Below are 12621 nucleotides of genomic sequence, written 5' to 3'. Positions count from 1 at the left end.
CGCGGGGCGGTTCGTTCACCGCCGGTCGGGCGGAGGTCGATCCCGTCGGGGGGGGGATTCGTTTGCGTGACGGCTACCGGCTGGATGCCGCAGGGCGCCACGAACGCGGTGTGGCCACGGTGTTTCCGTGAAGCGAACTCGAGGGAGGATTGGTGTGGTGAAGTTTCGTTGGATGGGCGGCTGGCCCGCCGTCGCCGCAAGCGTGGTGCTCGGCGCGGCGGCCGCCTCGGCGGCGCCGGCATCGTCGGCTCCGCATGGCCCGGGAGCGGCTGGTGCCGACGCCATCGCATCGCAACATGCGCTCACCCCGGCCGAGCAGAGGATCCTCGCCCGGGCGATCGAGGATTTCCAGTTTCAGGAGCAGAAGAAGGCGATCGCGGCGCTGGAGCCGTTGCGCAAGCGTCATCCGACCAACCTCGAGGTGCTGCGCTATCTCGGCCGCGCCTACGAGGAGAGCGGGCGCTACGCCGAGGCGCAGGGCGCCTTCGCCCAGTGGATCCGCTACAGCGGCAACCGCATGGATGACGACGCCCGCTTCGCCTGGGTCGGCATGGCCAAGTCGTACGACAAGACCGGCCATACGGGGATGGCTATCAAGCTGCTCCGCCGCTGGCTCTCTCGCCATCCGCACGATGACGACGCCCAGGTGGCGTTGGGCGACATGCTGGTGCGGCAGAACGAATTCGATGCGGCGCGCGCGCTCTTCCGTGCGATGCTGGCGCGGCCCGATCTGGCGGCCGGTTATCAGGCGTCGGCCCACTACTACCTCGGTCTGCTCGCTTGGCTGGAGGGGGATGTCGGCGAGCTGCAGGCAGAGGGGGCGCGGGTGTTGCGGGTGGAGCCGGAGGGGGGCTTCGCCGGCGTGATCAAGCAGTTGATGAAGACCCCGCCGCCGCGCCGGCTGGGGCTCAACGCCACCGCCGGCCTCAACGCCTTCTACGTGGACAATGTGGCGACCAAGCCCTCCTACAACATCAAGCCGAGCGAGCACGACCGCACCCCCGGCATCAATCCGACGCTGGGGTTGACCTGGAACTTCCGCCACCATCTGTCGGCCAGCTACAACTTCTCCGGCACCTTCTACTCCCGCCGGCCCGATCTCGATCTCGGGCTGCACATGTTCGGCCTCACCTGGGCCGACGGCGGGCTGCAGATCGGCCCGCGCTTCGAGTATGTCACCATGTACGACAAGAAGCTCTACCGCGGGGTCGGCGCCGACGTCGGCTACGCCTGGGGGCGGTGGATCCTCATCGACAGCCTCCGCTTCAAGGCCTTCACCCATGCGGCGAAGGTGCTCGATCCGGTGAGGAACACGGTGCTCTGGCCCGATCTCTCCTATCTGACCAGCTGGAACAACACCCTCATGCTCATGCGTCAGGCCAGGTGGGGGCGGTCGATCTGGATGTTCGGCGCCAACTTCGTCGCCGAGCGGACGCACGGCAACGCCAAGGTCGACCACAAGATCAACGACTACCGGCAGCTGGGCGGGACGGTGTCGGTGCGCTATCCCGATGGGGCGCTGATCTTTCACGCCGATCTCAACGGCTACATCAAGAAGTACCGCGGTGTCGACCCCAAGGTGCTCGATGCCCGGCGCAAGGATGAGTACATCCATGTCGGAGGCGGGATCACCTGGCATCCCGACGGGCGAAACCGCCATGCGCTGGAGTTGAAGACGGAGTGGAACAACAACAACTCCAACTACGACTTCCCCAACGATCCCGCCCGCATGGCCAATGGCGCCGCCTATTCGCAGTGGAAGCACACCGTCGGCTACAGCTTCGTCTGGTAGGCGGGGCGGTGTGACGACGGTCACAGCGGGGCGTCGTGCGCGTTCGAGGATCGGCGGGTTTGCCGATGATCTGAGGTGTTGCAAATGGTTCGTGGGTTGATCAGTGGATTGTTGGCCTTGGGGCTGTGCGCCTTCGCGCCGGCCGGTGCCTGGGCGGCCGCGGTGGCGGGCAGGATCGTGCTGGTGGGCGGCGAGGTCTGGGTGCTCAAGGCCGACGGCAGCAAGGCGCGGGCGGTGCGCGGGCAGGAGCTGGAGGTCTCCGATACGGTGGTGACCGGCGCCAATGGCCGCGCCAAGCTCTCCATGGCCGACGGCACGGTGCTCTTCCTGGCCAGAAACAGCCGACTGGAGGCGAAGAAGTATGCCGTCGCCGGCGGCCGGGTCTCCGACGCCAGGCTCGACCTCTTCTGGGGCAAGCTGCGTTTCAAGGTGAAGAAGCTGGCCCCGGGCAAGGGGTCGTTCCAGGTGAAGACCACCACCGCGGTGATGGGGGTGCGCGGCACCGGCGGCACCTACATGAGCCAGGTATTGCCGGGGGATCTGCAACGGCCGACGGCGCGCGCCTCGCTGGCGGCGATCCCTCCCCGCCCCTCCAAGCTGGTGTTGCGTGAGGGGCTGGTGTCGATGCGGTCGGTCACCACCGGTCAGACCTCGCTGGTCAAGGCGGGGCAGACGGCGGAGATCAACGTGATCGGCCAGATCCGGGTCCGTCCGACCACCCGTCAGGATCTGCAGGAGGCCGAGGTCGGCCCCGTCGGCGGCGGGGAGAAGAAGTCGGAAGAGGGCAAGAAGAAGTCGGAGAAGAAGCAGGCCGCAGGTGGGAAGAAGGCGGGCAAGAAGGAGGCCGCAGGCGGGAAGAAGGCCGGCGGCAAGAAGCAGGCCGCAGGCGGGAAGAAGGCCGGCGGCAAGAAGCCCGCTGCCGGCAAGCAGCAGCCGTCCGGTGGGAAGGGCGGCGGAGCAGGCAACTCCCCGGCGGCCGGAAGGTCGGGGGGTAATGGTGCGGCCGGTGGCAAGCAGGCGCCATCCGGCAAGGGGGGTGGCGGGTCATCCACCACGGCACCCGGCGGAGGAGGTCCCAACAGTGCGGCCGCCCCGGTGACGAACCGCAGGCCGCCCAAGCCGACGCCGGACAGCGTATGGGATGGCAAGAAGTGGGTTACACCGTCCGCTTCCAGTGCCAAGAGCACGGTACAGGCTTCACCGGCGGGCGGGGTGCCGGCGGTTGGTGCAACAAGACCACCCAAGCCGACGCCGGACAGCGTGTGGGATGGCAAGAAGTGGGTGGTCAGGCCCGCATCCAGTGCTTCGCCATCCCCCCGGCCCGCCCCGGCTCCGGTAGCGGCGCCGACGCCTGCTCCGACACCTGTCCCGGCGCCGCGCATTCCCGCGGGCGGTGCGCCGCGGGCGGCTGCAGGAGTGGCGGCGCGGCAGGCCACCCAGGCCACGACCCAACAGGCGGTGCAGAAGGCGGCCGCATCGACCGCCGCATCGACCGCGGCCAGGCAGGCTGGAGGGGCGGCCGCCGCCCAGGCATCGCAGACCGCAGCCCAGCTCGCCGCCCAGCAGGCGACACAGAGCGCGGTGACCACCTCGGTGCAGCAGTCGGCCAACACCGTGCAGCAGCAGGTGCAGCAGCAGACCCAGCAGATCATCCAGCAGCAGATCAACACGCAGACGGCGGTGACCATCACCCCCACCTTCGTCGTGCCCTGATTCTCCCTGAGGGGGGATTCCGCTTCCCCGTATCATGGAGCCGCGGGAAGAAGCCGCCCGCTCCGCCTCCTCCTCCGGAGGCGGAGCGCTCTACCTCGTCGCCACGCCGATCGGCAACCTGGCCGACATCACCTTGCGCGCGATCGAGGTGCTTGCCGCGGTCGATCTGATCCTCGCCGAGGATACCCGCACCAGCGCCAGGCTGCTGGCGCGTCACCGCATCACCACGCCGATGGCCTCCTGTCACGAACACAACGAGCGCGCCCGTTGCGCCGAGATGGTCGGCCGCATCCGGCGGGGGGCGTCGATCGCCTTGATTTCGGATGCCGGCACGCCGCTGCTCAGCGACCCCGGTTTCCCGCTGGTCGAGGCCTGCATCGCGGCCGGGGTGCCGGTCCATCCGATCCCCGGTGCATCCAGCCTGCTGGCCGCACTCGCCGCCTCCGGCCTTCCGCCGTATCCGTTCACCTTCCTCGGATTCCTGCCGCGCAAGGGGCGTGACCGTCGTCGGCGGATCGAGGAGATCGTCGCCTGCCGCCATACCGTGGTGGTGCTGGAGTCGGCCCGGCGGGTGGGGGCGACCCTGGAGGAGCTGCTGCGGGCCGGCGGGGGCGGCCTGCAGGCCGTGCTGGCCCGTGAGCTGACCAAGCTGCACGAGGAGTTCGTCCGTGATTCTCTGGAGGGGCTCGCCCGGCAGGTGGCGCAACGGCCGCCGCGCGGCGAGGTGGTGCTGCTCTTCGCCCCCGATCCTGAGCTTGGGGCGGAGGTGGACGACGAGACCATCATCGCGGCGCTCGCCGACTCCGGGCTGCGCGACCATTCGGCGTCGGCCCGTGCGCGGGCGGTGGCCAGGCGGCTGGGGGTGGACAAACAGCGGGTCTACCACCTGATCCACCGCGCCCGGTGACCGGTCGGGCGACCACCGGCCGGGGCGGCCGCGGTCGCGTCGCCCTGGGGCGGGCCGCCGAGGAGTTGGCCGCCCGCCACCTCGTCCGGCGCGGCTTCACCATCCTCGATCGCAACGCCCGGGGCGGCCGGGGCGAGCTCGATCTGGTCGCCCGGCGCGACGGGCTGCTGCTCTTCGTCGAGGTCAAGGCCCACCGGCTGCCCGAGCGGTCGATGGGCGCCATGACCCCGGAGAAGCAGCGCCGGCTGGTCAGCGCCGCCGAGGCGTGGCTGGCGCGCCATCCGACGCTGGCCGGGTTGCAATGTCGCTTCGATCTGCTCATCGTTACACCGGATTCGCACCAGATCGCCCATTACGAGGACGCCTTCCGCCCATGACCGTGCATCGCGATGCCGCCGTCGCATTGATCGAGCAGCTGCTGGATGAGGGGATCGCCCTGCGCCGGCGGGCGCGCGGCCTGCTGCCGCCGTTGCTGCAGCAGGCCGCGGCGATGATCTGCCGCGCGCTCGATCATGGGGGCAAGATCATCGCCTGCGGCAACGGCGGTTCGGCGGCCGATGCCCAGCACTTCGCCGGTGAGCTGGTCAACCGCTTCGAGACCGACCGTCCGGCGCTGGCGGCCATCGCCATCACCCACGACGCCTCGGTGATCACCAGCATCGGCAACGACATTGCCTTCGAGGCGATCTTCGCCCGCCAGGTGGCCGCCCTCGGGCGGCCGGGGGATCTGCTGCTGGCCATCTCGACCAGTGGCAACTCAGCCAACGTGGTGGCGGCGGCGGAGGAGGCGGCGGGCCGCGGTATGGAGGTGATCGCGCTCACCGGCGGGGACGGCGGGGCGCTGGGGCGCAGCGCGGCGGTGGCGCTCCATATCAACATTCCGCACCATTCGACCCCCAGGGTGCAGGAGATGCACATCACCGTGCTTCACCTTCTCTGCGCCCTGATCGACCGGACGCTGTCGTCCGAAGGAGGTGGCGATGAGCCGACGCATCCCGTTTGACCGGTTGCCGACGGTGCCGCTGGCCGAGCGGGCGGTGACGGCCGACGGCGCCGACTTCGCCGGCGTCCACCACACCGGCGGCAGCCTGCGCGATTTCCTCTGCTCCCTGCCGGCGCTGGGGGCGGCGCAGGATCTGCTGCGGCTGCGCGACGCCGTCAACCGCGCGCTGCGTGACGGGCGCATCGTGTTGCTCGCCTGCGGCGGGCGGCTGCTCGAGCGGGGGCTCTCTCCGGTGGTGGCCCACGCCATCGCCTGCAAGCGGCTGCGCGCACTGGCGCTGACCGGCAGCGCCATGGTGCGCGACGTCGAGGTGGCGCTGGCCGGATCGATCCTCGGCGAAGGGAGAGGCGGCGGTGGGGTCGGTGCGGAGAGCTGTGCCTTGATCAAGGAGGCGATCGACTGGGCGGCGGCCGAGGGGATCGGGCTGGGCGCGGCGGTGGGGCGCAAGTTGATCGACGGCGACGCGCCGCATCGTGAGCGCTCCATCCTCGCCTCGGCGGTCGATGCCGGGCTGCCGGTCACCGTCCATCCGGCGATCGGCGCCGACGCCTACAACCGCTTTCCCCATCTCAACGGCGAGGCGTTCGGCGCGGCGGCGGTGCACGATTTCCGCCGGTTCGCCGATATCGTGGCCGCCAGTGCGCACGGCGTCTGGCTCAACGTCGCCTCGTCGGTGGTGATGCCCAGGCTGCTGCTCGAGGCGATGCACGCCGCGCGCAGCGTCGGCATGGCGCCGGAGTCGGTCACCGCCTGTGTGCTCGGCGGCTCGCAGTTCGCCGACGCCGGCGGGGTGGTGGCGCAGGCGGTGGAGGGGCGGGGGCGCAGTTGCACCATCGCCGGTGCGATCGAGCTCCTCTTCCCCCTGCTCATGGCGGCGGTGGGCGAGGGGTAGCCCCCGATGGGGCGGTTCGACGACGAGGATCGGCGATGGAACCGTCGCAGGAAGGAGCGCCAGGTCGGGCTCTACCTGTTCCTCTTCCTCCTCTCGCTGATCCTCGCCTTTCTGCTCGGGAGGGTGTTGCAGTGAGCATCGGTCGGTATCTTGCCCTGTTTCTGTTGCCGTGGCTGCTCTCTTCCTGTGTGGCCACCGCGCTGGTCGGAGGAGCGGCGGCGACGGTGAGCGCGGCCCGGGACGAGCGGCCGGTCGGCGCCCACTTCGACGACATCAAGCTGGCCACCGAGGTCGACGCCCGATTGATCGCCGAGAAGGATATGCCGTCGCGCTGGGTGAGCATCGAGGTGGTCAACGGCGTGGTCTACCTCACCGGCTATTTGCCGAGCGAGAACCACATCCGGCGGGCGATCGCCATCTGCCGCGCCATCGACGGCGTGCGCGACGTCCACAGCGAGCTCAAGGTGGGCAGTCCCGCGGTGACCGATCTCTTCACCGACAGCCTGCTCACGGCCAAGGTGAAGGCGAAGCTGCTCAGCGATCCGGTGGTCTCGGGTCTGACCATCCACGTCTCGACCGTCGGGGGGCGGGTCTATCTCCAGGGGGTGGTGGCCAACGGGATCCAGCGGCTGCGCGCCCGCGAGCTGGCCATGTCGGTCGAGGGGGTCACCGCGGTGGTCGATCTGATGACCTTGTCCCGCCGGTAGCCGCCGGACGGCAGGCAGTCGTTGCGCGACGCCGCCCCGCTGCTCTCCTGGGATGAGGCGGAGGCACGCTGCCGGCGGTGGCGCGCGGAGGGCAGGCGGGTGGTCTTCACCAACGGCTGCTTCGACCTGCTCCATCCCGGCCACGTCACCTACCTCGCCGCGGCGCGGGCGCTGGGGGAGCGGCTGATCGTCGGCCTCAACGACGACGCCTCGGTCCGCGGCCTCAAGGGGCCCGAGCGGCCGATCCAACCGCAGGAGGCGCGCGCCTGCCTGCTGGCGGCGCTCCGTTCGGTCGACGCGGTGGTGCTCTTCTCCCAGCCGACCCCGCTGCAGTTGATCCGCCGGCTGCGTCCCGACCTGCTGGTCAAGGGGGGCGACTACGATCGGTCGCGGATCGTCGGCGCCGACGAGGTCGAGGGGTGGGGCGGTTCGGTGCATGTGATTCCTTTCGTCGGCGGCTGCTCGACCAGCGCCCTGATCGCCCGCATCCGTGGTCGGGCGGCGTGAGGCCTTCCCTGGTGATCGTCGCCGACCGCCACATCTGGCATGCCGATTCCGCCTTCGGCGCCCTGCCCGGATTTCGGGTCGACCTGCGTCTGGTCGAGCACGACGGGATCACCAACCGGCTGGTGCGCGACGCCGACATCCTGCTGGTCCGCTCCTCGACCCGGGTCGATGGCGCGCTGCTCGACGGCAGCCGCGTCCGTTTCGTCGCCACCGCCACCATCGGCGACGACCACATCGACCGCGCGCTGCTCGCCGCGCGCGGCATCGCCTTCGCCTCGGCCGCCGGCAGCTCGACCGGATCGGTGGTCGAGTACATGACCGCCGCCCTGCTCCATCTGGAGCACCACCACGGCGTGCGGCTCGACGGCGCCGTCCTTGGCGTGGTCGGGGTCGGCCGGATCGGCACGCAGGTGGCGCGGCGGGCAGAGGGGCTGGGCATGCGGGTGTTGGCCAACGATCCGCCGCGCGCGCTGCGCGGCGACGACGGCTTCGATTGGCAGCCCCTCCCGGTGCTGCTGGAGCAGGCCGATCTGCTCACCCTGCACACCCCGCTGGTGCGCGACGGCGCCCATCCCACCCTCCACCTGATCGACGAGGCGGCATTGGCCCGCTTCTCCGGCCGGGTGGTGCTCAACGCCGCCCGTGGCGCGGTGGTGGACAATGCCGCCCTGCTCGGCTGGCTGGAGCAGGACGACACCCGCCTGGCTGTGCTCGACTGCTGGGAGGGGGAGCCGGCGGTCAGCCGCGCGCTGCTCGCCCATCCGCAGGTGGTGGTGGCCACCCCGCACATCGCCGGCCATTCGCTCGACGGCAAGGCGGCCAACACGCAGTTCGTCTACGACGCCCTCTGCCGCTTCCTCGGCATCGAGGGGGGCTGGCGCATGGAGCGGGAGCTGCCGCCGGTCGCGCCGATTCCGTGGCGCTGCGGTGGGGGCGACGCGCGGGCGGAGCTGGCCTGTATGGTCGAGCGGCTCTATCCGATCGGGCGGGATGTCGATGCCTGCCGCGATCTGCTGCGGCTGGAGGAGCCGGAGGCGTTCGCCCGCGGCTTCATTCGGCTGCGGCGCCACTATCCGGTGCGCCGCGCCTGGCATCTGCAGCGGCTGGTCGCGCCCGACGCCAACAGCCGGCTGCGCCGCCTGGCCACCGCCGCCGGTTTGGTGCTGGAGCGGGAGGGATGACGGGTTCGTTTACAGCCGCCATCCGCCGCGTTGGCATGCCGCGCCTGTAGGAAGGAGCGGATTCCCATCCGAGAATGGCGATGGCGGCAAAACGGCGCGAGTGCCGTTCGGGGAAGGGATTCCCTTCCTGCCGTTGAAAAGAGATCGAAGCGTGCGCGCTTCGATCCCTGCCCAGGCAAAAAGTCCACGGACGGACCTGTTGCGGTCTGATCAAGAACGACGGTGGCAAGGAGGTTGACCATGGCGCAGGGGGAGCAGGGGGTGGCCGCAGCGCCGCCGATCGTCGTTGATTGCGGGGTCCGCCGGATCGCGGCCACCGCCGCCGTGCTGCTGCTGGTCGTGCTCGGGCTGGCCTGGTGGCAGTCGTCGGCGCTGGCCGCGCTCTACGGCGCCCATCAGGTGGGACGGACAGGCTGGCTACTCAACGGGCTGGTGCTGGCCCTCTTCCTGGTCGGGCTGGTCCGGCTGGTGCAGCTGCTGGTCGCGCTCCTGCGCGAGGAGCAGGCGCTGCGCGCGGCGTTGGCCCTGCTGCCGGGCAACGGCGATCTGCCGGCCGGTTCGCTGCCCGCAGGCTCGCTCATCGCCGAGCGGGTGGCGGCACTCGACCATCTCCATGCCACAGGCCAGCCGATCCGCCACGAGGTGCTCGCCGCCACGCTGGTGGCGCGGCAGAGCGGGCGGATGAATCTGCCGCGCTTCGTCAACAGCAGCCTGATTCTCTGCGGGGTGTTCGGCACCATCGTTTCGCTCTCCATGGTGCTGGTCGGCGCCTCCGACCTGCTCAACACGGTCAACAGCAGCGGCATGGGGCTGGTGATCCACGGCATGTCCACCGCGCTCTCCACCACCATGACCGCCATCCTCTGCTACCTCTACTTCACCTGGCTGATGCACAGCGTGGCCGACGCCGAGACCCGGCTGCTGGCCGCGCTTGAGGAGACCACCATCCACTGGCTGTTGCCGCGCTACCATGTCGATGCGCAGACCATCAACCATCAGCTGGCCGAGCTGCTGCTGGCCATGGGCGGGCTGGTCGAGCGGATGGAGCAGGCCGCGGACGCCCAGCCGCGCCTGCTGGAGGCGATCGCCGACCAGCAGCGGCAGGCGGAGGGGCGCCACGCGCGGCTGGTGGCCGAGCTGGAGCGGATCGCCGGGGTGTTGCGCCGCGGCTTCCGCCTGCCCGGTCCGGAGGCGGAGTAGGGCGGTGGCCTTCCCCGACCTGCGCGTCCACCGCGCCGGCATGCGGGAGGAGGGCTTCTGGCCCTCCTTCACCGACATCATGATGGTCATCGTCATGATCTTCCTCATGGCCATGCTCGGCCTGCTGCTGCGCAACATGGATCTGGTCGCCCGGCTCAAGGCGACGCTGGCGGCGGCGCAGCAGGCGGCGCAGAAGATCGCCCGCACCACCGACGCCAATCGCGACCTGAGCAACCGGTTGGTCCGGAGCGAGCACGAGCTGGAGATGCTGCGCGCCCAGTTGATGGACAGCAGCCGGCAGCGGCGGGAGCTCGAACGGAAGCTCGATCGGGCGACGGCCGAGGCGGCCGGCTGGCGGCGGAAGGCCGAGGCGGGACAGAAGGCGCGGCAGGCGGCCGAGCGGCGCATCGGCGAGCTGGAGCAGGCGCTGGTCGGGCTGCGCAGTCAGGTGGCGACCAGCCGGGCGGAGGCGGCGCAGGCGGCCGGCCGGCTGCAGCAGCAGGCGCTCGACCTCGAACGGTTGCGCCGGGACCTGGCCGAAGAGCAGCGTCACCTGCGTCAGATGCGGGACGACTACAGCGACCTGGAGGCGAAGTACCGCCGGCTGATCCGGCCGGCCCGCTCCAGTCTGGGCAAGGTGGTGGTCTCGGTGCGCTATCGCAAGCAGAACGGCGTGCTGCACATCGCCCTGCAGGAGCCGGGGGCCAAGGCCTTCACCGAGGTCGATTCGGTCGAACTGCACCGGCGGTTGTCGCGGCTCAAGCAGCGGCTGGGGCGCAAGCTCTATGTGCGCATCCTCTTCCCTGACGACAGCGGCCTCTCCTACAACGAGGCGTGGCGCATCACCGAGTCGCTGCTGCGCATGTACGACTACTACTACCAAGAGGGGCAGACACGGTGAGCGGACGGGAGGTGACCGTCATCGGCGGCGGCATCGTCGGCTGCCTCACCGCCTGCCTGCTGCGGCTTCGCGGCGTGCGCGTCACCCTGCTGGAGGCGGGCGAGCTCGGCCGCGAGGCATCCTGGGCCGGCGCCGGCATCCTCTGCCCGATCCATCCGTGGCGCTATCCCGACGCCTTCACCCGGCTGGTGGAGGCCAGTCTGGCGCGCTACCCCGAGCTGCAGGCCCGGCTGGCGGCGGAGAGCGGCATCGATGTCGGCTGGCGGCGCAGCGGTCTGCTCATCCCCTTCTTCGGCGACGAGCCCCACTGGCGGCCGGCGATCGACTGGTCGGAGCGCTTCGGCTGGCGGCTGGAGCGGCTCGATGGCGCGCAGGCGCAGGCGGCCGAGCCGGTGTTGGCCGACGGGGTGCGGCGGGCGCTGCGCTGGCCGGAGGTGGCCCAACTGCGCAACCCCCGGCTGCTCAAGGCGACACGCCGCTGGATGGCGAAGCTGGGGGTGGATGTGCGCGACCATACGCCGGTGGCGCGCATTCGCGTCGATGGCGGCGGTGTCTGCGGCGTGGAGCTGGAGGATGGTGGCAGCCTTGCCTGCCGCCGGCTTCTGGTCGCCGCCGGCAGTTGGAGCGACCGGCTGCTTGCGCCGCTGGGTGCGGCGCTCTCGATCCGGCCGGTCAAGGGGCAGATCGTGCTGCTGGCCACCCGGCCGGGGAGGGTGCGCCACATCGTCAAGCACGATGAGGTCTATCTGGTGCCGCGCGACGACGGCCGGGTGCTGGTCGGAGCGACGATGGAGGAGGTGGGATTTCGCGGCGGCAACACGGTGGCGGCGATCCACAGCCTGCTTGACGGAGTGATGCGCATGATGCCGGGGCTGGCCGACTGCGTGATCGAGCGGCAGTGGATGGGCTTCCGCCCGGGCAGCCCCGACGGCATGCCCTTCCTCGGGGCGATCAAAGGGGTTCCGGGGCTGTTTGTGGCCAGCGGCCACTACCGCAACGGCGTGGCGCTGGCGCCGATCACCGCCGAGGCGATGGCCGCGCTGCTCTGCGACGAGTCCCCACCGGTCGATCTGGCCCCCTTCGCCCCACAACGCGCGGTGGACTTCTCCTCGCCGCTCGGGTATCGTTTGTCCACGGGGGGGAAGTGAGGGTCTCCATGCGCGTGGTTCCGTCTCCGCTCCCGGTGTTGTGCCTGTTGCTGCTCGCCTCCGCCGCCGGCTGTGCCGCCGGCGGGGCGGGGGGTGGTGCCTCTTCCACCACCACCGTGACCATCCCCCTCGGGTCGACCCCGACGGCGGTTGGTGTGTTGACCACCACGCCTCCACCCACCATTGCGAGCTTCCGCATCGATGTGCTGCAGGGCGGGGCGGTGGTGCGCACGGCCACCGCCCGGCCGGGCACCACCGTGCAGATGACCCTGGCCAACGGCAGCTACACCTTCCGCCTGGTCGGGCTCGACGGGGGCGGCATCCCCCTCTATCAGGGGCAGACCCCCGCCCGGCTCACCGGTGTCGATCTCGTACTCTCCATCACCCTGAGCGGCTATGTGGCGGTGGTCGCCGACCACACCAGCGTCAATCCCGGTGATGCGGTCCATTTCACCGCGCAGTTCATGAACGCGCCGCCGACTGCGGCCAATCCGCTGATCTGGAGCGCCACCGGCGGGACGGTGACCGTCGATGCCAACGCCGCCAACGGCGCCGCCGCCACCTGGATCGCGCCGCAGCAGGCAGGCGGCTTCACCGTCACCGCCAAGGTCGATCCCGCGGTCAATCCCGAGCAGGTGGCCAACGGCTCCGGCGATACGGTGATCACCGT

Annotated in this window: 13 protein-coding genes; all 13 read left to right on the top strand. The window is 70.6% G+C overall.

Annotated features, from left to right (window positions below):
• Nucleotides 1–172: 172 nt before the first annotated feature.
• Nucleotides 173–1792, top strand: coding sequence for a hypothetical protein (locus D6682_08390; GenBank protein ID RMH49864.1), 1620 nt, complete (start codon nt 173–175; stop codon nt 1790–1792).
• Nucleotides 1793–1876: 84 nt separating this feature from the next.
• Nucleotides 1877–3505: a hypothetical protein gene (locus tag D6682_08385; protein RMH49863.1), complete on the top strand. Its 1629-nt coding sequence runs from the start codon at nt 1877–1879 to the stop codon at nt 3503–3505.
• A 34-nt stretch (nt 3506–3539) separates the two neighbouring features.
• Nucleotides 3540–4412, top strand: coding sequence for a 16S rRNA (cytidine(1402)-2'-O)-methyltransferase (gene rsmI, locus D6682_08380; GenBank protein RMH49862.1), 873 nt, complete (start codon nt 3540–3542; stop codon nt 4410–4412).
• A gap of 44 nt (nt 4413–4456) precedes the next feature.
• Entirely contained in the window at nt 4457–4789 is a 333-nt protein-coding gene (locus tag D6682_08375) for a YraN family protein (protein ID RMH49865.1), read from the top strand.
• Nucleotides 4786–5415, top strand: a complete 630-nt coding sequence (locus D6682_08370) for an SIS domain-containing protein (protein RMH49861.1) — start codon at nt 4786–4788, stop codon at nt 5413–5415. Before D6682_08375 ends, D6682_08370 begins: the two co-directional genes overlap by 4 nt.
• Before the next feature lie 4 nt (nt 5416–5419).
• The gene (locus D6682_08365) at nt 5420–6307 is read left to right on the top strand and encodes a hypothetical protein (GenBank protein ID RMH49860.1); all 888 of its coding nucleotides are present in this window, start codon (nt 5420–5422) and stop codon (nt 6305–6307) included.
• Between the two features lie 35 nt (nt 6308–6342).
• Nucleotides 6343–7014, top strand: a complete 672-nt coding sequence (locus D6682_08360; protein ID RMH49859.1) for a BON domain-containing protein — start codon at nt 6343–6345, stop codon at nt 7012–7014.
• Between the two features lie 21 nt (nt 7015–7035).
• On the top strand, nt 7036–7521 hold the full coding sequence (gene rfaE2 / locus D6682_08355) for a D-glycero-beta-D-manno-heptose 1-phosphate adenylyltransferase (protein ID RMH49858.1): 486 nt from the start codon (nt 7036–7038) through the stop codon (nt 7519–7521).
• Nucleotides 7518–8702: a 4-phosphoerythronate dehydrogenase gene (locus D6682_08350; protein ID RMH49857.1), complete on the top strand. Its 1185-nt coding sequence runs from the start codon at nt 7518–7520 to the stop codon at nt 8700–8702. The genes rfaE2 and D6682_08350 overlap by 4 nt, the downstream gene beginning before the upstream one ends.
• Before the next feature lie 240 nt (nt 8703–8942).
• Entirely contained in the window at nt 8943–9902 is a 960-nt protein-coding gene (locus D6682_08345) for a hypothetical protein (GenBank protein ID RMH49856.1), read from the top strand.
• Nucleotides 9903–9906: 4 nt separating this feature from the next.
• Nucleotides 9907–10803, top strand: coding sequence for a hypothetical protein (locus D6682_08340; protein RMH49855.1), 897 nt, complete (start codon nt 9907–9909; stop codon nt 10801–10803).
• Nucleotides 10800–11951: a glycine oxidase ThiO gene (thiO, locus tag D6682_08335; GenBank protein RMH49854.1), complete on the top strand. Its 1152-nt coding sequence runs from the start codon at nt 10800–10802 to the stop codon at nt 11949–11951. The genes D6682_08340 and thiO overlap by 4 nt, the downstream gene beginning before the upstream one ends.
• Before the next feature lie 38 nt (nt 11952–11989).
• Nucleotides 11990–12621: hypothetical protein (locus D6682_08330; GenBank protein RMH49853.1), on the top strand; the 632-nt coding region annotated here is incomplete at its 3' end.

The organism is Zetaproteobacteria bacterium, from assembly GCA_003696765.1.
Taxonomy (GTDB): domain Bacteria; phylum Pseudomonadota; class Zetaproteobacteria; order Mariprofundales; family J009; genus RFFX01.
The sequence above is the reverse complement of the archived record's forward strand: the minus strand, read 5'-3'. Positions and strand labels throughout refer to the sequence as shown.